The organism is Sporosarcina sp. P26b (assembly GCF_002743245.1).
Classification (GTDB): Bacteria; Bacillota; Bacilli; order Bacillales_A; family Planococcaceae; genus Sporosarcina; species Sporosarcina ureae_C.
The window spans coordinates 102,209-123,502 of record NZ_PDYW01000003.1; the positions used below are offsets into that span (position 1 = coordinate 102,209).

Below are 21,294 nucleotides of genomic sequence, written 5' to 3' on the forward strand. Positions count from 1 at the left end.
TTAAATTTAGTGAGAAAAACGGCGGAAAAGCACTTTGATAACTATATAAACGAACACAGCTATCAGGGGGATATATTATCAAGGAAATCAATTACGATTTGAAACTCGAAAATATTTATATTGCCAATTATTTTTTATACTCAGCAACATTTGCTCTTTTTCTTTGTTCAATTTCTTTGGTAAGAACTTCATTAATTTCATTATAAGATAGACCAGATTCTGCATTCAGTTTTTTACTTCGTCTATATTCGTTCCAGCTACCGTATATTTTTTCTTATCCATTTAATAACCTCCTTTTAAGTTCTATTTCGGATAGGCATCTATTTACTACTCTATACGCTTTAAGACTGGTATAGAGCATCTTGCGTTAACCTTGACTTTGTTTATGTTTGGGATTTTCGCAAATCACCATTACCTTTCCGCCTCTATTGATCACTTTACATTTTTCGCAAATTGGCTTGACAGATGGTCTGATTTTCAAGTTTATTGCCCCCTTTATACTCGAGTTTAATATTAGTGAAAACATCTAGGTACTACAATCTTTAAATTGAATACATAAATATGATCTCCTATTTATCATTTATTATGTACACGGATTTGAAAAAGAGCTTTTAGATATTAAAACGCTAAAAACAGAACCCTACCCCAGTTATACGGTCTAGTGATTTTACTCCGCAAAGTCTATCTGCTTAGTAGAAGTTATATAGAGAGTTTTGATTCTTCGTCGAGCAAACGACGAGTATACAGGAATCAGGTGAAAAACCTGAGCGGGCCGGTCACTTTAATGGTAAACATATACATAGGTTCCAAAATAATTAATAGTCTCTTATTTTTAGACTAACACAAACACTTTATTCAACAAATGAACTACGATATCATTTAAAAATGATATCTGATGCACTAGATGTAGTCGATTTTAATAAACTTAAGCCTAGTGATGAAGCCTCTAGTAATTATTATGTTATTGGAAAATACGATGTTTACAAATATGAAGAACTATATTTGGACATTGATCTTGATTATGAGGAAGGATAGAATGAAAAAGAAAAGTATAATGATGTTGATAGGAATAATAATGATTTTAGCTGCTTGTTCAGAAGAAAATGTCAGTAAAGATAAAGAAGATCAAAATAAAGTGGATACTATTGATTGCAATTTAGGATCAAAATAATTTATTTATAGTAGGATTTAAAAAAACGATTGGACAACTAAACTGCCCAATCGTTTTTTATTAAACTATATTAATTGCCTTAGTTAAATCTTTAAAACCAATAAGTCGATCTAAAGATTTAAGCATATTATTTAGTTGTAATGCTGAAATCCCGACTGCGAATTAATGCAAAGAGAGCACCAAGTCCTAACAATGTTGCTGCAAGAACAAATGTGATCCTGACATCCCAAAGCTCCGCAATAGCTCCAAAGCTTATTGAAGAAATACCGAATAACAGTGATATTAAAGCACTTTGAACGGCATAAATTTTAGGGAGTTCATCAGTAGTCGCGGATTTTTGAAGAATTGTTTCACTTACGATGCCTTTTAATTGTTGAATAATTCCATTCAGAATCACAAGTAGTATTGAAATCCAGGGAATGGTTGTTACTCCGAAAAGAAGAGTGACAAGACTAATGCCAAACGACAATAGAATAAGCAAGCGTTTCAGATTGTTTTCAACCACAATTATAAAACGAGTGCAGATGATTCCTCCAATTATCATACCCAAGAAGAAAGCTGTGTTAATGTAACCCCACCAAGCTTCTGTCTGACCTAGAACTTCTATCACAAAGATATAGAGAATAGAAGCAATCCATACAACATTGGCAATCGCTTCAAAGATGATGAACACATGTAGACTCCTGAAAAGCGGATTTCTCCATACAATCTGCCAACCTTGGGTTAATTCACTACCCCATTTACCTTTAATCTCTTTTTTCTGGAATGGAGTGGGATCGTCAATACCGAACATCATCATCGTTGCAAATATATAAAAGCCTACTGTACCGATAATAACAAATTGTCCACTCGTCAATGCGACAACTACACCTCCGAGTGCCCAGCCTCCTAAGTTCATGGTTTCAGAGACGATAGAGAAGAAACTGTTTGCTTTTACAAGTTGCTCTTTTGGTACCAACCGAGGCAGCATAGCATGACTTGCCGGCGATGCCCAGCCATCCAAAAACGCAATACACCCCACAAACGTTAGAATGATGAATAAATTGGTCGTCGTTTCAGAGATTAATAAAAGCGATAGAACAACCAATAGAATGGTCTTACTTGCTTGTGAATTAACGAGCAATGTCTTTAAAGGAAATCGATTGATCCACCATGGCGCAATAATACCACTTATAAAGCGACCGAACATATTAATGAAAGGCACCAGTGCTAATGCAAAAGGCGACTCCGTAAGTGTGTACAATAAAGAAATAATCCCGACAATATAAAAAACATCACCTAAATTAGCCATTGATTGGCCAATCCATAAAAAACGAAACGATTGATTTTTCATTCTTACTACCCCTTTACTATCAAAATTACATCTGATTTCTTAGGGTAGTTTTACACTCGTAATATTCCTCCTTTAAATTAAGAAAAACATCATATATAGAACACGAAACGTTTACTAAAGGAATTGCAAACTAAAAGAAGAGTAGTAAGAATGAAAGGGACTTCACATAAATCAAATTATAACAACAGTTAGAATATATTTCCATACTATTAGAAGTTATTATATACTGAAACAAAATACGCCATTACTTTCCAATCAATTAGAGGGCGATGTTGTTTTCAATTGGTTGATGTTGATTTTGTAAAACCCAAGATGACAAAGGCAAGGAAATGGGGAAGGTCAATGAAAACATTCATTCGAATATATATTAGTAGGATACATGGGGGATTACGTTGAATTGCAGAAGGAAGATTTACAACAGATTCAAAAAGAACGTATTGGAAATAGCAGATGATGATAGAAAGAAGTGGTGAAATGACAAATTATTATTATATTGCCTCAGATAAAAAGTTGGAAGATGGTAATGCGTCTCTACAATTTGTAGAGACAGAAGAGTGGATCATTCCCGGTTTTGATTATCCCGTTCAACGAGAAATTATAAATGGTGTAGAAAAACAGTGGGAATTGCGTGAGTTACTCCAGTATATCCATAATAATACTGCACCTTATGATGTATGCACCGTTCAGATAGCACACGTAATAAATCCAACTGAATTAACGATACAAAATAAATCAAGTATATTACTACATGAAATTATTGATCCTAAACAACTCCTATTAGCGGAAGGGCAATTATTGACCATAAACAAAGTATAAAGTCTTCAGATTAATATGGTCAATTTTTTCTTTTAGTTCTTTAGAAAAGACGCAACCCAATTTTCAATATCTTTCCGGGTAGCGGATAGAGTGATTCCAAGTTTTGATTCAGTTCCCATATACGAATTAATATAGCCAGTATCCATGAAAACCGTGAACTCATAAAAGTTTTCATCATGAGGGTCTTGTGAATAAGAGAATGAAACGCCTGGTGAAAGCACACTTAAAGTTCCATTATTCTTTCCATCCATTTTCTTCAATTGTTCAAGTAATGTTTCGATATCTTGATTGAGCCAAACAAAGTTATGTGAGTAATTCAAGAATCCGTAAGAGAAGGTTAATTTGAATTCAATTTCGAAAAGGCCATCTTCTGGCTCTCCAATTTTAAATACTTCATGTGTAACTTCTGTTTCGCTAAAATCAAAACTTTCATCTTTTAGTGTATATTCCATAGTCACGTATCCTTTCAATATGAAGATTTCTGTGAAGTGAACTAATGATCGTGTGACACATGAAAAATGATACTATAAAGATCAGAAAAAATGAATCAAGATATCTTTTTATAATAACTTTGTTTCTTGCCATTCAATTAAACTAACGTAGCTTGGTTGTAACACTTAAATAGCAAAGTGTTATGACAAAAATGTCAAATGACTTTAATTCAAATGGGCAAATAGGTTTTTACGAAGGGGAGAGCTAGATGAGTGATTTTTTCTTAATACTTATGGGCGTTTTTATTGTGGTTGCAAATCTTATTGGTTTTATATATTACAAGAAAAAGAAAAGCCTATACTATGCAGCTTTTACCGTATTACTTTCAGCAGTTTTTTTGGGGGCAATCGGTGGCGCAGTAGCACTTTTTGTTATTCGTGATGCTTTTGCGATATTTTACGGCATGCAGATAGGATACTATTTATTAATAAATAGCGCCATCGTTTTATTTATTGCCATTTTAGCAACTATAATAAAAAAATTATCAACACCATGATATAGTACTTGATTATATTTTAGAAGTTGTATTCGATCTACATAAAAACTAAACCCATTGATATATATGATTGTTAAATGAAGTATCCTATTTTGCTTTTCATAGTGGGAGTTGAATGAACTGGTTAAAACTATAACTTTCTCATTTGCTAGTAATGCCTTTAAAGGAACTGAGGCAACAGAGACATTTACTTTTGAAGAATTAGAAATTAATGAAAATCTGAATGAAAAAGAATTGGAAATTGAAATTGACCGGATTTATCAGGAGTGGATTTGGAATAAGCTAAATGTATCGGGAAGTATCGTTATAGACGAACCCAATAGATGTCAATAATGCTTGTTTAGTAAATGTTAGAGACAACCGCGAAAGATTATAAAAAAATATGTGACTTATTTAATTTTTGTCCGTCTAACAGGGTGAGGAGGGATAGAATGAAAAAAAGTTTAATGATGTTGATAGGAATAATAATGATTTTAGCTGCTTGTTCAGAAGAAAATGTCAGTAAGGATAAAGAAGATCTAAAAAAAGTGAATACGATTGATTCAATTTATAAAAATGGAGATATTTCCATTTCTATAGCAGTTAGCCAAAAGAGAGTTGATCAGGGAGAGACACCGATTGTTAGTATAAAAAATGAAGGTGAGACACCGGTGGATTACACAGGGCCAGGAACGAGCTTGGAATACTTCCAAGATGGCAATTGGGTTGCAGAGGATGTAGTCATAGAGGATAAGTTGAATGTATTAGAACCTGGAAAAGAAATCGAGCAGAAACTTTCGTCATCCTATATACAACAAAAAGGTGTTTATAGGATTGTCTTTACATTTCATGCCAACCAGAATGAAGAAAGTAAAAAAATAGCGTTTACGTTTCATAAGGAGTGATCAAAATGGAGAATTCTGTTTTGTGGTCAAAAAAAATTATACCAGTTTATTTTGTAGTAGCTTTTTTAAGTTTTTTGCTCTTCAATAATTACATACAAGCCAATATATTAAGTACTCTATTAATCATTCTTCCTGTTATTGGGGTAGGAATAGCTAGTATTTTGTTTAATTCAAAAAGAAATTAACTCATTTAAAGATAATTAGCTGCAAATGGTGTGGATGTTGGAATAAGGATTTGAAACCGATCAACAATAAGGCCATACTATTAAAACATGTAACTTTTGTAACTTATCTCGGTCTAATAATATTAGGAGGATAGTATGAAAAAGTATAAGCAAAGACCTAGTGTGAAAAGTATCTTGATTGTTGTTGCTGTAATGATGTCTATTGGAATATTCACTTTAATCAATTATGTCCCCCAAGATAGTACAAAAGACAATCAAGATGAGAATGTGGAAATCCCAGCTATTCAATTACCTAAAAATAATACAAATGCAGACATGGTCGGTTTAATTGTGTATAACGGAAAGATTTATACCCAAACAAACACAAAGATAAATGACACAGATGCAAAAGCTCTTAAAGACGAGAAACTCGGAACTACAAAAGGGAATATTGATGAATGGAGCAAGCAAAAAGCCTATGACAAAGAATTAGCTTCTACAATTGGTGAAATGGATGTTTATTCTGTGAAAGGCTATGACCAAGATTTTAGATTAATGGTTTATCATATGCAGGATGGAAACCATTACGCAGAGTTTTTTGAAAACCTTAACGGAATAACAATAAGCAGTGGTGAGGATATATTTGGTAAATTAAATCTGGTGGGAAATATACACTCTGCCCAGTGGAGAGCTTTCAGTGATTGGGATCACGATAATGAAAATTACAAGCCAATTTTCGATATGGACGCACTAAATACTTTCTTAAAAGAGCTGAACAAAACAAAGCCCTATCTTCGTGAACAAAAGTCAGACCCCATAAATAGTTCCCGAAACAATGAAGAATACAGAGAGCTAGCGTTAAAATTACATGATGGTTCAACGGTTAAACTTACTCTTTTAAGAGATGGATATATCTATTATGGAATTGCAGATGTTTATTTTGAGATGAATGAAGGCGTGTTTTCAATGTTTTGGAACCAACTTAAGTAAAGGTAATATTCAACATTCGGGGGCAGTTGCTTGGTAAAAATTACGCTGTTAACGGGCGGTTTAATTAAAGAAGAACTCGATCTAAGCAGAGAGCGAGATAAATGCTTTGAAACGTATAATCAGCATTTAGGATGTGAGGTGTACTGGCAATGATTGATTGGCGTTGGGCTGAAGTTGATACACTAGAAAATAAAGGGGAGTGGAATGAAGCAAAATCACTCTTGATAAAAAAATGGAACCAAAATCCTGATGATTTAAAGACTGTTATTCGTCTTGGCTTTTTTTGTTGGTATGTTCTAACAGAAGAGGGACCAGTAGAGATTCAGGATGTAGACTTTGATGAATTAGAGACTATACTACGTAAGGTTACAGATTTTGGATTGGTTAATTGGTGGACAAATGAGGATTTTTTATGGTGTTTTGGTTTTATGATTTCATTATTCCCATATTATTTTGGAGAATTTGAGCATTGGGAAGAAAAAGGGGTTTCCATGTTAAAGCGTGCTTATGAAATTTGTCCAGATGAACCAGTGTATAAATATTCTTACTTGGGATCTTTTCCGAATTCAGACGAAAATCTTAAAGATGAATTTCAAAAGCTTTATGTTGTTCTTGAAGATAGATTTCAAGGAAATGGAGTTTTATCGGAATACTTTAAAAGCGTTTGGAATTGTTGGCATGAGAGTTGAATTAACGAATGCGGTTATTGAACACCGATCGCTTGCTATAGGAACCACTTTGCTAAATAAAATGCTGTAACTAAAATAGAAAACACAGTCTCATGCGATGACAAAATCGCGCAATGTACTTACACCGTCTATTGATTTTACCCTGCAAAAACTATATGCTTAGTAGCAGTTATATAGAATATTTTGGTTCTTCGTCAAGTAAACGAAGAGTAAATAGGAATCAGGTGAAAATCCTGAGCGGTCCGGCCACTGTAATGGGAAAATATATCCCTAAGTCAGGAGACTTGCCAAAGTATGTAAGCATGACGCCTTCCGGTAAAGGGTGAATTGTGTATCATTCAATTTGCGCTGTCTAATTATTGAACATACATGGTCCCCATCTCTATCAGGAGGTGGGGACTTTTTTAATGAATTAGTCACTGCGTATAGCATGCCTTTACTAGAAAAGAAGGGATGGATTGAATGAGAAAAACGAAAAACACCTTCATGAAATATCAAAACATAATCTATTACAGTCTCATATTCTTACTATTATTTAGCACGATTGCCTATGCAGCCACATCGACTGAAGAATCCGCTCCGTTTGATTTCAATGAAAAAGTAGAAGCTTCTACGCTGAAGTTAGCTAGCGGTAGTGGTGGACTACCTGATGCGGAATCCGATCAAACGACAGATAGTAAGACCGATCAAGAAAACTTGTCAAGCTCGCAACAACCGACAACTCCGGACAAATCGCAACAGAAGCCGGAAGAACAGCCGCGAGAACCAAAAAATACCGAGCTGGAATCGCAGAATAAGCCACTCGCTAATCCTGAGACTACTACACAGGACACGAAACCGGCTCCAAATGACAAAGTCCCTGCTGGTGGCAACACGACACCTGCTTCCGGTAAAACAAAACCGAACAACCATCCAGATATCGAGATCGTCGACATCGCGGATCAGCAAAATCGCTATTTTACAACAAGTATCACCAATAATGAAACCGTTACCGATCCATTGTACAGCGTCACGGTAAATCACTTGGATGAAACACTCATTGCCCAGGAAATGAAAGTTACGGTAAACGGTAAGAAATTGAGTGACTATAAAGGGGTTCTTTTATTAACAGAAGGCACGAACGATATTCAATTCCAAGTGATCTATAAACAATCGGACAATAAACTTTTGCGCGTCAGCCAGTCGTATCACGTGACCTTAAACAGTCAAGATATCGTGATCACAACCGAACTAAAAGACCAAACGGTGACCGAAGACATCATTTCATTCACGGCAACAGCTACGCAAGGTGAACAAGATGCCAAGCTCAAGGTCTTCATGAATAACAAAGAACTTAAACCACTGACTGGCAGTGCCTATAAAGCCACGCTAACCAAAGGAAAAAATACGTTCAAGCTTACCGCGCAAGTAAACGGAAAAATAGCGGAGCAAAACTATATTGTGATCTACGAGAAAGAAAAAATCTCGATCAAGTTGAACACTGACTTAAAAGACCAACAAGCTAACAGCGCGGAGTTTTCATTTTACGCAAAAGCTACTGCGAATGAAGCAGACGTATCACTCAGCATCACAGTGAACGATCAAAAGGTCGAATCGGCAGACGGTATGAATTATGTTGTGCAGCTGAACAATGGAACGAACGTTGTCAAATTATCAGGAAACTATCAAGACGAACAAATTGAACGACAGTATAAAATTTCCTACAACGACCCGAACGTCAATGAAAAACCACAAGTCGATCCCGATGCACCGAAGCTCGTGACCGATCTCAAGTCCGGCAGCAAAGTCAAAGGTGATATTAAAACGATCAACGTTTGGCCAGTGACTGCTTCTGGTGAACGGATCAGAGGGAAAAACGTCCTTGTGCAAGTGAATGGTGAAAACGTGCCATTCACTTGGGATGACAGTGCAAAAACGAGTTATAAACTGACGTTGCAAACTGGACAAAACACCGTCACCATCAAAGTGTGGGACGACGAAGACCGCACAGTGACCGAGACATTCATGATCACGTCCGTTGCACCGGCGGAAGATGGCATTATCGGACAAGTGACGATTAGTCTAGAAGCTTCCGTTCTCGGTGTTCCGTATTTGATCAAACCGACGAAAATGGATATTCATCAAGGGGAAAAAGGGTCGTATATCCTCGACCAATTCATGCGAGAACATGGCTATGATTACGGCAAAACGGGAAATCTCGACAGCAGTTTTTATTTACGGGACGTCAGTAAGCCTGGCATGCTAAATCATGTAGCGATTCCCGACGATTTATGGGAAATAGTAGAGGAGGTTTCCACTACTTCAAATCGCGATGCGTATTCACCGGATAGTCTAAGTGAATTCGATTTCGCGAATGGTTCCGGCTGGATGTTCAGCGTCAATAATGATTATCCGAACTACGGCTTCTCGGATGCCTATTTCTTAGATGGAGATGTAGTGAGAGTGCGCTATACTCTTCATTACGGAAAAGACATTGGTGGGCATGAAGCGTCAGGAAACGGCATGAATGATAATTGGAAGAAAGAATGGTAATGAAAGAGAAGTGACGGAATGCGACAATTAACTGCGTGGCTTGTGACGATTATGATGACGGCGGTAGTACTCCTGCCGTCTATTGCGTTCGCGACACCGGAAAAAGAAGAATCTCTGCTGCAGACGATAGAAGAAATTATTGCGTGGAAAAAGCAAGATGAACAAATTGACGAATCGGCTCCGCTACTCAGCAAGCCGTTTCTAGCGCACGCGGGAAATACGAATGGTGATTGGTATCCGGTAGGCCTCGGCCGCATCGGCTATCCTGACGATTACTCCGCGTATCTAGCGGTCATCAAGAACAATGTTATTGAACGTTATAAAACGAGTGAAAAACTTAGTGAAATGAAAGCGACAGAGTGGCACCGGATTTCACTGGCGATTCTTTCAGCTGGCGGTGACCCGACGGCAGTATCCGGCATCAATCTTATTGCGGACGGTACGTATAACCGTGGATTGACGACGTCACTCGGTGCACAGGGCATTAACGGCTGGATTTGGGGGTTAATTACACTTGACAGTATGCGTTATAAAGTGCCAGAAGACGCGGACATGAAAAGAATCGAAATCATCAAAGAAATCATTTCACTGCAACTCGAGGATGGCGGATTTTCATTCTACGGGAACGAAGCGGAGCCGGATATGACTGCGATGGCAGTACAGGCACTCGCACCGTATTATCAAAGTACCAAAGAATTCACGTATATTCAGAAGGATTTGGATGAAGAAGTAACGAAAACGATGCATATGATCATTGACGAAGCACTCGAAAAATTATCGAATATGCAAACGTCGTCTGGCGGCTTTAGTGCACAAAATGACGACAACGTCGAAAGTGCCGCACAAGTTCTCGTCGCGTTGACGTCTCTTGGCATTCATCCCGAAGAAGACGAACGCTTCGTAAAAGGCGATCATTCATTGCTTGATTTCATCATGAGCTATCAACTGGACGACGGAGGCTTTGTCCATGCGAAAACGTATAACGCGGACAATCCGTCTTCGTTGCCAGATGAATCAAACTCGATGGCGTCCGAGCAAGTGCTCTATGCGCTCGTATCGCTCTATCGACTCGAAAATGGCTACCGCACGATGTATGATTTCCGTCCTGAAAACCCAGTCGAAATGAAGCAGCAAATGCTCGAATTGATGGAAGACATTCAGGATATCCATGACAACACAGACGCTAAAAAACTTCAACAATTACTTGATACATATGAAAACTTCCCGATAGAAGAGCGCTCGTATGTCTACAACTTCCATAAGCTCGTAGAAGCCGCAGAGAAACAGTCGATCGAAATTGATTTACCTGCGTTTAGTGAAAACTACGACGTCTATACGAAAGGAAACGGTACGATTGCCCCAATTTATCAGGAGCAAACTGCGCCACGAAATATCAATGAACGAGATGTAGAAAAAATCAACGCCATTCCAACACCGCTTACGACAGAACACTATATCGACGTCGTGTCGCTAATTGATCAGTTCGAACAAGCGGACAATAAAGACGATTATGAAGCAGAGCTCGCACAACTCTATCGATATAAAGAAGACATGGAGAAGATCGAAGCCGAAATACAAAGTATTAACGAAACGGTGCTGGATCAACTGTATCCATTCACTGATTTGACAAGTAAAGACCGTGACAATGTGGATGCGATTTTGGAACGATTCAACGCATTGGCTCCATACGATCAAGAGAAAGTCTTAAACTATGAAGATCTTAAAAAATCGAAAACGCAAATCGACAATGCTGTTCGTGCGAAGCGAATTTCATGGCTACTTGGAATCGTGGCGACGGGGTTGATCATTATAATTCTATTAAGAATTCAAAAAAGAAGGCGTCAGAGAGACTAGAGGGATATAATGAAGAAAGATCTATTAGTCGTAGCATTCATCCTCTTTATTGTCGGATGGCTCATTACGGGAACGAAAATCCAGTCGGTAGAAGAGTATTATTTGACACATGTCGACGAAATTACCGAAGACTCAGAGACAGTGACGCTCGAAATACGCAGTGATGCCGTTCTCGATTCAATGGACCAGTTAAAAGCCGGCCTTGAGAAATATATCGAACCGGACGGCGAAATCCTTGCGAAATCGGAATATGTTTTACGTAGCGGGGATACCGCGTTTGATCTTCTCGACCGCGCGACTCGCCACCACCGCATCCCGATGGAGTACCAAGGAGCCGACTATAATATCTACAACAGTATTTACGTTCAAGGCATCAACTATTTGTATGAGTTTAATTGTGGGCCGTTAAGTGGTTGGATGTATAAAGTGAACGACGAATTCCCGAGTCAGGGGGTTAGTCAATACAAACTGCATGACGGCGATGAAGTCGAATTCTACTACACATGTGATCTAGGACGGGATCTGGATGGCTACATACCTCAAACAAAGAAAGAAGGAAACTAGATGAGCGCATTTTCGAACTTTCATCCTGTATTGCTACTTGTCTATATGACCGTTGTCCTCGTCACGATGTTCAGCTCGTTTCATCCGATCATCGTGGCGCTTTCGCTCGTCGGCGGTATTCTGTATTTTTCCATGTTGCACGGAGTACGGGCGGCAAGTAAAGATCTACTGTATTACTTTTTCGTCTTTCTATTCATTGCGCTCGCGTACCCATCGTATGTGCATAACGGTTTCACTCCCTTGTTTTTTCTGAACGACCATGCGGTGACGCGGGAAGCTGTAACGAAAGGTCTCGTTCTAGCGGGGGCCATTGTCGCGACGTGTTTTTGGATGAAGAGTTATTTCGAGATTTTCACGACGAATAAAATACTTGCTGTAGTGACGAAAGTGTCTGCTAATCTCGGTATGCTCGTTTCGATGCTATGGCGGTTCATTCCTACATTTAAAACGAAATGGCAGGAAAAACACATGGCGCAGCGTGGGATTGGTTATTACAAAGTATCCAGCAGATTCGTGAAATTTCATCGAGCGTTCGCTTTATGGCGGCAGACACTTGTCCAGACGGCTGAGTTCGTCTTTGTGAAGCCAGACGTTATGAAAGCACGTGGATATGGTATGACGAAAGCGAGGACGCAGTATGAAATCATGCGTTTTACGAAGCGTGACGGTGTGCTGACTGCAGGACTCGTTTTATTTCTTCTCTATTACATCGGGTACTTCACGCAACACCAAACACAGTATTACCCGGAAATTAGTGAACAGACACTAGGTACAGGGCATTATGTCATTATTAGCTTACTGATGCTGTTGCCGTTTATCTATGAAGCGAAGGAGAGTGTCAAATGGCGATACTTACAGTCGAAAATCTAAACTTCTATTATGAAGAACAACAAGTCTTGCGTGACGTCTCCTTTTCGATTATGCCAGGGGAGTTCGTGACGTTATTTGGTCCTACGGGCTCTGGAAAGTCGACGTTACTCAAGATGCTGAAGCAGGAAATGCGACCTACTGGTAAATTGAGCGGCAATGTGTATTTCAGCGGTCGAAAACTCGATGACCTGCCCGCTACAATGACGGCGACCGCGATCGGCTATATGATGCAAAATCCCGACGAGCAGATGGTCATGGAGAAAGTTTGGCAAGAGCTCGCGTTCGGCCTCGAGAACATGGGGGTCGCGACGGAAGAGATGCAGCGGAAGATTGCGGAAGTGGCCAGTTTCTTCGGCATTCAGAACTGGTTACATGACAGTATTAGCGACTTATCGGGCGGGCAGAAACAACTCGTCAATTTAGCGGCAGTGCTTGCGATGGAGCCGGAAATTTTATTGCTCGATGAACCGACTTCTCAGCTCGATCCGATCGCGGCTTCCGAGTTTTTGACGTTGCTTGATAAAATCAACCGAGAACTCGGCATGACGATTCTCATTGTCGAACATCGGCTAGAAGAATTGTTGCCTGTCTGTGACCGCGTATTATTCATGGAAAACGGCTCGCTTCTGTACGATTCGACGCCGAAGTTGATCGGTCATTCGTTACTCGACCATCCGATGCTTGACGCACTCACTGCGGCGATGCGTGTCTATCATAAGCTTGGTTTTCTGGAGAACACGCCGATTACTGTGCGCGAAGGGATGGACTTCATTCGGCGCTACCCACCCGCTGTACCGCCGATGGATCCGATGAGGAAAAAGCATCCCCCTCTCATTACAGTAAAAAATCTGTATTTCCGTTATAACCGTAAAAGCGATGATTTGCTTGCGGATATGAGCGTGACGATTCACCGTGGAGAAATTTTCACGATCGTCGGAGGCAACGGGGTCGGCAAGTCGTCGTTCTTAAAGTTGCTTGCGGGATTGCATAAGCCGTATGCAGGTAAGATTCTTATGGATGACGTCGTGCCAGCTAAGTGGAAAGGTAATATCGTTTTATTGCCGCAAAACCCGCAAGCGTTGTTTATGCACTCGACAGTGAACGAAGAACTGTTGGCTGCTGTGCAAAAATTGCCGAAAGAGCAAAGAGAATCCACTGTTACGGATATGATGAAACAGCTACAAATTGAACAGTTAGCAAAGAGAAACCCTTTTGATGTAAGTGGCGGTGAGCAGCAAAAGATCGCATTGGCGAAATTATTGCTGCATAATCCAGCTATTTTATTGCTCGACGAACCGACTAAAGGAATGGACGTCATGTCGAAACAAGAAGTGGTTCAGTTGATTCAAACACTGCAAAAACGCAATATCACGACGATCATCGTAACGCACGACATAGAATTTGCGGCAGAAGTGTCAACACGAGTCGGCATGCTGTTCGACAAATCACTGATCGCGATCAATAACCCGAAGACGTTCTTTACGTCCAATCGATTTTATACAACCGCGGCGAGTAAAATCGCGCGAGGATTATTTCCATTTGCTATTACAGCGGACGATATCGTGGAAGCTGTGAACAGCAACAACAGGAGGAACTGACGAATGAGCAATCAATCAACACACGTACTCAATGAAATGAAAAAAGTAATTAACGGGAAAGACGACGTCATCCAAAAAGTATGGATGACGTTTCTAGCTGGAGGACATGTACTGCTCGAAGATTTACCGGGAGTCGGGAAGACGACACTCGCAAAAGCATTCAGCCGGGTCGTCGGACTTGATTCAAACCGTATCCAGTTCACACCAGACGTTGTGGCATCTGACGTCATCGGTTTCACGATGTTCGATAAAGAAAAGAATGAATTCGTCTTTAAAGAAGGTGCCGTCATGTGTAACTTATTGCTCGGAGATGAAATCAACCGGACGTCTTCAAGAACACAAGCGGCATTGCTTGAAGCGATGCAGGAAAGACAAGTGACAGTCGATGGTGTGACGTATCCATTGCCCGCACCGTTTCACGTCATTGCAACGCAAAATCCGTACGGCACGATCGGAACGCAGCCGTTACCTAGCGCGCAAATCGATCGTTTTATGACAAAATTAAGTGTCGGATATCCTGATTTTGAAGATCAAGTCGAGATGCTGAAAAATCGACAGCAGACCGATCCGCTATCTTCACTGGAACAGATCATCACAAAAAACGAATTACTTGCGCTTCAACAGCAAGTACAAAACCTCTTCATTCACGAAGAAATCTTGCGTTACGTCACGGCACTTACGGAGAAAACGCGAAACCATCCGTCAATTCATCAAGGAATTAGCCCGCGTGGCGCACTCGCACTCTGTCAGATGGCGAAAGCACATGCCTTCCTGCAAGACCGCGATTACGTCATTCCAGAAGACGTCCATGCCGTGTGGTTACCGACGAGCCGACACCGCGTCATCCTATCGAGCGTACCAGGTGCTGAAGCGGAACAAGATGCGCTACTCGAAAAACTACTGCAAAGTGTTGCCACGCCCGATCAAGCAATGCTTGCGACATTTTAAGGGCTGATAGTATGCTGTTTACATTACTGATCAGCGTCGTCTGGCTGCTGTTCACGCTCGCATTTTTCATCTTTACGACGACGCATTTCGCGCTACTGTTCGCAGTCGGATCATTCATTGTTTGGCTGTGGCTCGTGTTAAGTGTTTACCTCGTAAAAGGAAAATTACATTGCGAGATCATAGCAACGAATGAACTATATAAGAATGATCAGATGGGCTATCAACTACGCGTAGAAAACACGACTCGATTACCCGTCACACAACTACATATCCAACTCGTCATCGAGCACGTATTCACAGGCAGGCAAGAAACTCACGAGCACATCTTATCCATCCCCGCGAAGAGTGCCGAAGAATTTGCATTCATTCTGCCGCAGAAATATATGGGACAAGTGACGATAAGAATGAAACAGATGACCATCAAAGACAGTTTCGCATTCTTCCGTTCGGTGCAGAAGATCGATACGCAGTCCACGATGTTGATCATGCCGAATCCGTATTTCTTGAAACTTCAACGCATCGAGCAGAATCAGCATGTGCTGCAAACGCCAGGTGCGATTCCGATGAAGAAAATCGATGGCGAAGAGCTTGCGGAAGTATCGGTGTATAAACCAGGCGACTCGGTCAAACAAATTCACTGGAAGTTATCGAGTAAAGTCGACGAGCTATTCGTCAAACAGCATGAAACGCTCATAGGGGATGCGGTAATGATGACGGTTGATTTCACGTCGTTTACAAATCGCGTCGCACTCTATAATGAATTCATCGAAACGTTTTCCGCGTTGTTGTATTCCTATGTCGCAGGCCATCATGAAGTCCAGCTTCTAGTAGATCACACAACAAGTGAGCAGTTGACGATTAAAAATGAACGCGAAGCCGCACTGGCGATAAAAGAAGTACTAACAAAAAGTGCATCCGCGTTATCGATGTCGGATGAACAATGGAAAACGTTGAGAAGAACGTATCCAAATTGTATCGTGTTGACAACAAATAATGCGCGCAGCACAGAATATCAAACGATCGTGATCTCGGAGAATAAGGAGGGATCCGCTGTATGAAATGGCTCAATGGAGTAGTAGCGTATAGTGTGCTAGTGGCGGCCTTCCTTGTGATCCGTGCGATGTTGTTTCCAGAAATTCATATCGGACCTGCACTGGTGCTCGTGTTGCTGTGGATGGTCGCGCGCATTCAGTGGACACAACGTGGTGGCGACGCCGTATTAATCGCAAGTGTCGTCTTCAGTTTAATCTTCCTATCGAAGTACGTGGATGACGTGAAGCGGACGATCAACGCGTTGTTCGTTACACTTGCAGAACACAATCATATTTATATGGATGTATTGTCTGTAAATGAAACAGACTCCTGGCTGAACGGTATGATCCTCGGTCAAATCGCTTTATTGGTCGGTAGTGCTATCTATTACGCGATTGCCAATCAAAAACGTTGGATCGTCGTGACGCTAGCACTTGTGATTTGGTCGATTCAAGTACTTCTAGGTACGTCTCCATCATTGATCCTGGACATTTTGTTTTTCGCAGTGTTGATTTTGACACTGTTGTATATGAATCAACTTTCATTGCGTTGGTGGAAACGGGTGGCGATCTTACCTATTTCATTGGTCGTGCTGATGTTTGCTTATACGGCAATCAACCAAAACGGCAATGGAGAATTTACGGGCAGTTCAAAATGGGAAGACACTGTACGTTATCAAGGGGAGAAAGTACGCTATTTTAAAGGCGGGGCACCTGTGCTGACAGGCGGCAACTTCAATCGGCTTTCCACGTTTACACCGGACGACCATACCGTGTTAAAAGTCGTGATGGAAAATCCGAGTCCACTGTATTTGAAAGGATTCGTCGGTTCGACTTACACACCGGTCGGCTGGAAGGAAATCGAGGGCGACGCATATAGGAAAGAGAAGTCGTTGCTTGAAGCGCTAGAGAAAGAAGATTTCACCGGAGCGAAACAGTTAAGCTTGGCTGCAAAAAGTAGTTTGCCAGAGAAGTACGAAGAAGCGAAACTCATCATTCAAAATGTCGGTGCATCAAGTCGATATATGTATGCACCGTATGAATTGGCAGGGATCGATACAAACCTCATCCGTACGAAACAAGCAGACGCGCTGCATGCGACAGGGATCTTCGGCAGACGCACAGTAGAAATGAACTATATGTTAACGCCCTACACCGATTATCCACAAATCGCTAATGCGTTATATGCAACAAAAAACACTGACTATTTACGTCGTGAAAGTCATTACAATCAATATGTCTACAATGAATATCTTACTGTGCCGCAAGATAGCTTGAATGTGTTGCGTAACCATTTAGACGAGAACGTACTCGATTTAGAAAGACGTTTACCATATGAACAAACGATTCAAGAAGTGGAACGTTTCTTAGCACAGTCGATGAGTTATAACGAACATGCCGAACCGATACAAGATCAGGATTTTGTGACGGGCATATTGGAAGAGTCAAAAGAAGGCTACTCCGTTCACTATGCGACGGTCGCGACATTAGCATTCAGAATGCTCGGCACACCTGCGCGTTATGCGGAAGGCTATATCGTTGGGCTGGATGACGTGAAAGATCTTCAGTCATTCAGTGAAATCAACATCAGCGAGAAAAACGCTCATGCGTGGACAGAAATCTACGTCGATATGGTCGGCTGGGTGCCGATTGAAGTGACACCGGGGTATGCTGAGAAAATGCCAGAAATCAATAAAAAAGACTATCCAGCTTCGGGCGCTGATTCACCGGATGTCACTGGCGGAGGTGCAGCTGAACCTGAACCGAATGATACGACGGAAGTGCAGCAAGATCAGGACAAACCAGAAGATGCAAAGCAAGTGAATCCAAACACGGTGTTGTGGTTCTGGTTGAATATGATCATCGTTGTGATTCTATTCATCCTGTTTGTATGGTACGTCTTAAGAAAGAGAAAACGTCAGCACAAACTCCAAGTTAAAGATCATCGAGTAGCTGTTGTGAACCATGTCCAGCTCATGGTGCAAATGTTAGAAAAAGAACAAGTTGTTGCGAAACTACCTTCATTTAAAACAATACCTGACGCAGTTGGGGGAATTGATCCGCAACTTCAACAAGACACAGAAGACAGTTTGAAAATTTATCAAAAAGCCAAATATAGTCCGCATAGTGTGACCAATGAAGAACGCGCAAAGGTAGAGAAGTTATTTGCGCAAGTTTATGTGGCGGTGAAGAGATCGAAAAAAGGGTTGAAGAAATTGCGATTTGTTTTGCGTCATCAATAAATAGGAAGTAGAAGAAAGCATCGCATATTGCGGTGTTTTCTTTTTTAAATAGATAGAGCAGTAACAATAGGAAGAAGGCCGGGACATAGTTCTATGAATTCGAAACCGTCAAAAAAGTGAAACCTACTCTACTATATAAACGTAAGAATACTAGAGTGGTCCATGTTCTTACTGGAAGTTAGTTTTTCATTAAGAACATGGGTGTTGGTTAAAGAAGGATAGGAGGGGATCGTCATGCCACGTTGCACTAACTGTAACAACAAGTGGAATGTATTAGACATAATCGCACTTGGATTTTTAAAGAAGGGAAAAGACTGCCCCAATTGTGGTGGCAGACAATACATCTCAGCTGAATCGCAGAAATTATTAACTTTGGGATGGTTAAGTCTACTATTTGTTCCGTTTTTAATTTCGAAAATCAAATTAAGTGGAAAAGATGAACCACTTTGGTAGTTCCATAAATGAAGGCGCCAACTGGGCGAACATTGCCAAGCAAACAGATCCGATGATCGAGGATTTGTACAAAGGAAAAATAAGGCGGTGGTTAATATTACTAATAAATACTTTAGCTACAGCGATGTTGATTTTAGGGCTAGTAGAGTTCAAGAAAGCTATTAAATGACGGTTTGTTATTCAAGTAATGGATATAATTACGTCTCTGTCGCAAACAGTGAAGAGACCTTTATTGGAATTAGAGTGTCAGCTATGCAAAACTTTGTTCTCATAACAATTTTCATATTTCTAGACGAAATGCATAACTGGAATAAAGCAGTCTTTTCTTGTATTGGAGCAACTCTCGATCAAAGACTTACACCTGTTAAGCAATCGGACCATTTAGTTTAACAAGGATTAGTTTTTAGAAGTGAGAATAAGTAAATATAGATATATACAACTGGGAGGAGAAAAATTGGAGGAAAACGATAGGAGCACTTTATACTTTAATATGTCCATTGGTACACTAGGACTTCTCATCATTGTAGTAGGATTAATCAAATATGTTGAAGCCGTTGGTGGGGATTCTTCATTTGCATTGTTAGGTTTTCCTTTAACAATGATTTACTTAAATTATCTTGAAGGGAAAGCTGGTATAGGTAAAAAAATATTATGGATTAAATCTATCATAGCGATTTCTTTGCTATTTATAATTTACATTTACTTATTACGATAAAGGGCGCAATTCTTGTATTAGAGATCTGCACCTATTTCAGGAATAGACCATTTTGTGGGGGTGTGAAAATGAAAGAAATAATGGGATTATACGTTATTTTAATTGCCATATATTTTGTGAACCTAACAAATATCACATTGTTTAATGCCGAATGGAACGGTATAGCGATGTGGCTTAGTACAGGGTTATTTATAGCTGGCACTGCTTATTATTTAATGAGCCGAGAGTCCATTAAAAAAAAATAGCGATTACTACAATCGGGGGGATAACAGAACAAGAACTGTGCCTAAATGGGACTATTTGAATAAATAAAGGGGCGTTATTTATTGTCGAAAGGATTACTTCATCACGTTGAGATATATGTTTCGGATTTGAAAAGAACAATCAATTTTTGGGGTTGGTTTCTTGAGGAATTAGGATACAGCTCCTTTCAAGAGTGGAAAAGCGGACAAAGTTGGAAATTAGATGATACTTATCTAGTTTTTGTTCAAACAGAAGAACGTTTCCTTGACGTCCCCTATCATAGATCTAGAGTGGGATTAAATCATTTAGCATTTCACGCTGCTTCACGTCAACACGTCGATGACATAACAGAGAAATTGAAAAGTAAGGGGATTTCTATACTTTATACAAAGAAGCATCCATTCGCTGGTGGAAAGGACTATTATGCTGTTTATTTTGAAGACCCAGACAGAATAAAAGTGGAGCTTGTAGCCCCTTAATAGTTCAAGAATAGAGGGCAATAACGAAACATGACATGTTGTGCTTTAAACGAGCTAGATTGTTGCAGACGCACTAGGCTATTAACAAGTGAAAGGGTGAATTTTGTGTTAAATATTTTCGTGGGATTAATGATTTTCATATCACTTATTCTTCTTTTTCTCGGGCTAAAGAGTAAGTCCAGATTAACTATATTTTTTGGTGCAATTGCTTTTATTGCGCCCTTACTTTATTTCAGCTTTAGAAATTGGATAATTTTGTTACCGTTAGTTCCCGTAATATCATTTGTAGTTTCGGATTTATTAATTAAAAAAAGGAATTCAGCACGGGGATAGTGGGTATGGCTTTAGATATTCCATGCCGTTAAAAGGCCAGACAAAAGAGATATAGGAGTGATTTATATGCCAACATGCCAAATTTGTCATAATAAATGGAGTTGGATACAAACAATAAAAAAGACTTCCACATTGAACCCTGCCATGACTTGCCCTCACTGCGATAAAACACAGTATCAAACGCAAAAGTCTAAGGGGAAAATGGGTATATTAACTTTGATTGTTTTATTGCCATTAGTTATTCAATTGTTTTTTGACATTCCGGGGACTATAATATTCAGCTTATTTCCTATTTTATTTATTTTGGTTCTGATTCTGTATCCATTTATAGTGAAGTTAAGTAGCCAAGAGACGTACATAGGGGAGGAGTGAGATTAGTATAGCGCCAAGGGCAAG

The 21,294-nt window shown here is 40.0% G+C and carries 24 protein-coding genes and 1 riboswitch; of the genes, 21 read left to right on the forward strand and 3 right to left on the reverse strand.

The window, feature by feature from the left end; genetic code table 11:
* Window positions 1–367: 367 nt before the first annotated feature.
* Complete coding sequence (gene rpmJ, locus CSV69_RS04280) at window positions 368–481, reverse strand: 50S ribosomal protein L36 (RefSeq protein WP_099634460.1); 114 nt, start codon at window positions 479–481, stop codon at window positions 368–370.
* Window positions 482–1,036: 555 nt separating this feature from the next.
* Between rpmJ and CSV69_RS17240 the strand changes: the two genes are divergently transcribed.
* Complete coding sequence (locus tag CSV69_RS17240) at window positions 1,037–1,171, forward strand: hypothetical protein (RefSeq protein WP_255396843.1); 135 nt, start codon at window positions 1,037–1,039, stop codon at window positions 1,169–1,171.
* Window positions 1,172–1,298: 127 nt separating this feature from the next.
* On the opposite strand, the gene CSV69_RS04285 is transcribed toward CSV69_RS17240, so the two are convergent.
* A complete protein-coding gene (locus tag CSV69_RS04285) occupies window positions 1,299–2,504 on the reverse strand; it encodes an MFS transporter (protein ID WP_099692784.1) in 1,206 nt (401 codons plus the stop codon).
* A gap of 450 nt (window positions 2,505–2,954) precedes the next feature.
* Between CSV69_RS04285 and CSV69_RS04290 the strand changes: the two genes are divergently transcribed.
* A complete protein-coding gene (locus CSV69_RS04290; RefSeq protein ID WP_085426335.1) occupies window positions 2,955–3,320 on the forward strand; it encodes a hypothetical protein in 366 nt (121 codons plus the stop codon).
* Window positions 3,321–3,352: 32 nt separating this feature from the next.
* Here the strand turns inward: CSV69_RS04290 and CSV69_RS04295 are convergent, their stop codons facing one another.
* Window positions 3,353–3,772 (reverse strand): hypothetical protein, encoded by a 420-nt coding sequence (locus CSV69_RS04295; protein ID WP_099692786.1) that lies wholly within the window; start codon window positions 3,770–3,772, stop codon window positions 3,353–3,355.
* Between the two features lie 248 nt (window positions 3,773–4,020).
* On the opposite strand from CSV69_RS04295, the gene CSV69_RS04300 reads away from it, so the two are divergent.
* The 19 genes from CSV69_RS04300 (at window position 4,021) to CSV69_RS04395 (ending at window position 21,270) form a co-directional block, all read left to right on the forward strand.
* Complete coding sequence (locus CSV69_RS04300; protein WP_099692787.1) at window positions 4,021–4,308, forward strand: 3-isopropylmalate dehydrogenase; 288 nt, start codon at window positions 4,021–4,023, stop codon at window positions 4,306–4,308.
* A 111-nt stretch (window positions 4,309–4,419) separates the two neighbouring features.
* On the forward strand, window positions 4,420–4,641 hold the full coding sequence (locus CSV69_RS04305) for a hypothetical protein (RefSeq protein WP_232319569.1): 222 nt from the start codon (window positions 4,420–4,422) through the stop codon (window positions 4,639–4,641).
* A 98-nt stretch (window positions 4,642–4,739) separates the two neighbouring features.
* Window positions 4,740–5,192: an immunoglobulin-like domain-containing protein gene (locus CSV69_RS04310; protein ID WP_099692788.1), complete on the forward strand. Its 453-nt coding sequence runs from the start codon at window positions 4,740–4,742 to the stop codon at window positions 5,190–5,192.
* A gap of 5 nt (window positions 5,193–5,197) precedes the next feature.
* The gene (locus CSV69_RS04315; RefSeq protein WP_085426332.1) at window positions 5,198–5,377 is read left to right on the forward strand and encodes a hypothetical protein; all 180 of its coding nucleotides are present in this window, start codon (window positions 5,198–5,200) and stop codon (window positions 5,375–5,377) included.
* Window positions 5,378–5,512: 135 nt separating this feature from the next.
* On the forward strand, window positions 5,513–6,346 hold the full coding sequence (locus tag CSV69_RS04320) for a hypothetical protein (protein ID WP_085426331.1): 834 nt from the start codon (window positions 5,513–5,515) through the stop codon (window positions 6,344–6,346).
* A gap of 149 nt (window positions 6,347–6,495) precedes the next feature.
* Window positions 6,496–7,035 carry a hypothetical protein gene (locus CSV69_RS04325; RefSeq protein ID WP_085426330.1) on the forward strand — a complete coding sequence of 180 codons (540 nt, stop codon included), beginning with the start codon at window positions 6,496–6,498 and terminating at the stop codon, window positions 7,033–7,035.
* A gap of 167 nt (window positions 7,036–7,202) precedes the next feature.
* A riboswitch (cobalamin riboswitch) is annotated at window positions 7,203–7,341 on the forward strand.
* Between the two features lie 180 nt (window positions 7,342–7,521).
* Window positions 7,522–9,567, forward strand: coding sequence for a DUF4430 domain-containing protein (locus CSV69_RS04330; protein ID WP_158232605.1), 2,046 nt, complete (start codon window positions 7,522–7,524; stop codon window positions 9,565–9,567).
* A gap of 18 nt (window positions 9,568–9,585) precedes the next feature.
* Window positions 9,586–11,421, forward strand: a complete 1,836-nt coding sequence (locus tag CSV69_RS04335) for a prenyltransferase/squalene oxidase repeat-containing protein (RefSeq protein ID WP_099692790.1) — start codon at window positions 9,586–9,588, stop codon at window positions 11,419–11,421.
* 9 nt (window positions 11,422–11,430) lie between these two features.
* Entirely contained in the window at window positions 11,431–11,985 is a 555-nt protein-coding gene (locus CSV69_RS04340; protein ID WP_099692791.1) for a DUF4430 domain-containing protein, read from the forward strand.
* Window positions 11,986–12,855: an energy-coupling factor transporter transmembrane component T gene (locus CSV69_RS04345; protein WP_099692792.1), complete on the forward strand. Its 870-nt coding sequence runs from the start codon at window positions 11,986–11,988 to the stop codon at window positions 12,853–12,855.
* The gene (locus CSV69_RS04350) at window positions 12,828–14,453 is read left to right on the forward strand and encodes an ABC transporter ATP-binding protein (RefSeq protein ID WP_099692793.1); all 1,626 of its coding nucleotides are present in this window, start codon (window positions 12,828–12,830) and stop codon (window positions 14,451–14,453) included. The genes CSV69_RS04345 and CSV69_RS04350 overlap by 28 nt, the downstream gene beginning before the upstream one ends.
* Window positions 14,454–14,456: 3 nt before the next feature.
* The gene (locus tag CSV69_RS04355; RefSeq protein ID WP_099692794.1) at window positions 14,457–15,401 is read left to right on the forward strand and encodes an AAA family ATPase; all 945 of its coding nucleotides are present in this window, start codon (window positions 14,457–14,459) and stop codon (window positions 15,399–15,401) included.
* An 11-nt stretch (window positions 15,402–15,412) separates the two neighbouring features.
* Window positions 15,413–16,459 (forward strand): DUF58 domain-containing protein, encoded by a 1,047-nt coding sequence (locus CSV69_RS04360; protein WP_099692795.1) that lies wholly within the window; start codon window positions 15,413–15,415, stop codon window positions 16,457–16,459.
* The gene (locus CSV69_RS04365; protein WP_099692796.1) at window positions 16,456–18,675 is read left to right on the forward strand and encodes a transglutaminase-like domain-containing protein; all 2,220 of its coding nucleotides are present in this window, start codon (window positions 16,456–16,458) and stop codon (window positions 18,673–18,675) included. Before CSV69_RS04360 ends, CSV69_RS04365 begins: the two co-directional genes overlap by 4 nt.
* A gap of 436 nt (window positions 18,676–19,111) precedes the next feature.
* Window positions 19,112–19,297 (forward strand): hypothetical protein, encoded by a 186-nt coding sequence (locus tag CSV69_RS04375; RefSeq protein WP_099692798.1) that lies wholly within the window; start codon window positions 19,112–19,114, stop codon window positions 19,295–19,297.
* 285 nt (window positions 19,298–19,582) lie between these two features.
* Window positions 19,583–19,843, forward strand: coding sequence for a hypothetical protein (locus CSV69_RS04385; RefSeq protein WP_099692800.1), 261 nt, complete (start codon window positions 19,583–19,585; stop codon window positions 19,841–19,843).
* Window positions 19,844–19,911: 68 nt separating this feature from the next.
* Window positions 19,912–20,088, forward strand: coding sequence for a hypothetical protein (locus CSV69_RS17000; protein WP_198166203.1), 177 nt, complete (start codon window positions 19,912–19,914; stop codon window positions 20,086–20,088).
* Between the two features lie 81 nt (window positions 20,089–20,169).
* On the forward strand, window positions 20,170–20,565 hold the full coding sequence (locus tag CSV69_RS04390; protein WP_085426318.1) for a VOC family protein: 396 nt from the start codon (window positions 20,170–20,172) through the stop codon (window positions 20,563–20,565).
* A gap of 399 nt (window positions 20,566–20,964) precedes the next feature.
* A complete protein-coding gene (locus CSV69_RS04395; RefSeq protein WP_099692801.1) occupies window positions 20,965–21,270 on the forward strand; it encodes a TIGR04104 family putative zinc finger protein in 306 nt (101 codons plus the stop codon).
* Window positions 21,271–21,294: the final 24 nt, after the last annotated feature.

Coding starts and splice junctions, on each gene's coding strand:
- CSV69_RS17240 (WP_255396843.1), top strand. CDS start 1,037: ATGAAAAAGAAAAGTATAATGATGTTGATAGGAATAATAATGATTTTA.
- CSV69_RS04285 (WP_099692784.1), bottom strand. CDS start 2,504: ATGAAAAATCAATCGTTTCGTTTTTTATGGATTGGCCAATCAATGGCT.
- CSV69_RS04290 (WP_085426335.1), top strand. CDS start 2,955: ATGATGATAGAAAGAAGTGGTGAAATGACAAATTATTATTATATTGCC.
- CSV69_RS04295 (WP_099692786.1), bottom strand. CDS start 3,772: ATGGAATATACACTAAAAGATGAAAGTTTTGATTTTAGCGAAACAGAA.
- CSV69_RS04300 (WP_099692787.1), top strand. CDS start 4,021: ATGAGTGATTTTTTCTTAATACTTATGGGCGTTTTTATTGTGGTTGCA.
- CSV69_RS04310 (WP_099692788.1), top strand. CDS start 4,740: ATGAAAAAAAGTTTAATGATGTTGATAGGAATAATAATGATTTTAGCT.
- CSV69_RS04315 (WP_085426332.1), top strand. CDS start 5,198: ATGGAGAATTCTGTTTTGTGGTCAAAAAAAATTATACCAGTTTATTTT.
- CSV69_RS04320 (WP_085426331.1), top strand. CDS start 5,513: ATGAAAAAGTATAAGCAAAGACCTAGTGTGAAAAGTATCTTGATTGTT.
- CSV69_RS04325 (WP_085426330.1), top strand. CDS start 6,496: ATGATTGATTGGCGTTGGGCTGAAGTTGATACACTAGAAAATAAAGGG.
- CSV69_RS04330 (WP_158232605.1), top strand. CDS start 7,522: ATGAAATATCAAAACATAATCTATTACAGTCTCATATTCTTACTATTA.
- CSV69_RS04335 (WP_099692790.1), top strand. CDS start 9,586: ATGCGACAATTAACTGCGTGGCTTGTGACGATTATGATGACGGCGGTA.
- CSV69_RS04340 (WP_099692791.1), top strand. CDS start 11,431: ATGAAGAAAGATCTATTAGTCGTAGCATTCATCCTCTTTATTGTCGGA.
- CSV69_RS04345 (WP_099692792.1), top strand. CDS start 11,986: ATGAGCGCATTTTCGAACTTTCATCCTGTATTGCTACTTGTCTATATG.
- CSV69_RS04350 (WP_099692793.1), top strand. CDS start 12,828: ATGGCGATACTTACAGTCGAAAATCTAAACTTCTATTATGAAGAACAA.
- CSV69_RS04355 (WP_099692794.1), top strand. CDS start 14,457: ATGAGCAATCAATCAACACACGTACTCAATGAAATGAAAAAAGTAATT.
- CSV69_RS04360 (WP_099692795.1), top strand. CDS start 15,413: ATGCTGTTTACATTACTGATCAGCGTCGTCTGGCTGCTGTTCACGCTC.
- CSV69_RS04365 (WP_099692796.1), top strand. CDS start 16,456: ATGAAATGGCTCAATGGAGTAGTAGCGTATAGTGTGCTAGTGGCGGCC.
- CSV69_RS04375 (WP_099692798.1), top strand. CDS start 19,112: ATGAACCACTTTGGTAGTTCCATAAATGAAGGCGCCAACTGGGCGAAC.
- CSV69_RS17000 (WP_198166203.1), top strand. CDS start 19,912: ATGAAAGAAATAATGGGATTATACGTTATTTTAATTGCCATATATTTT.
- CSV69_RS04395 (WP_099692801.1), top strand. CDS start 20,965: ATGCCAACATGCCAAATTTGTCATAATAAATGGAGTTGGATACAAACA.